The following is a 389-nucleotide window of genomic DNA, read 5'->3' on the forward strand; positions in this document are numbered from 1 at the left end:
CAAGGGCTGCTGCTGCACCCGCCATATGAACGATACCAGAACCAGCATAGTCGCTGTAGCTAAGCTCGTACAAGCCGAATACTGCATCACCGTTCCAAGTCCAAGAACCTTCCATTGGATAGATGAAACCAGTCATGACAACTGCGAATACTAGGAAAGCCCAAAGCTTCATACGCTCAGCAACTGCACCAGAAACAATAGACATTGCTGTTGCAACGAATACTACCTGGAAGAAGAAGTCAGAAGCACCTGAGTACTCACCCATGTCGCCGAAGCCAGCTTCAGTTGCAGATGCAAGTACCGCTGCTACTGCTGCTTCGTCCATTGATGCTACGCTGTCTACATCTGCAAGGAAGAGACCTCCGCCGTACATGATGTCGTAACCACAG

1 pseudogene is annotated in these 389 nt (G+C 49.9%); it reads right to left on the bottom strand.

Features of this window, described 5'->3' with window-relative positions:
• A pseudogene (locus A3750_RS04090) lies at positions 1-389 on the bottom strand (ammonium transporter); the annotation flags it as partial.

The sequence above is a fragment of the Oleiphilus sp. HI0079 genome (assembly GCF_001635105.1).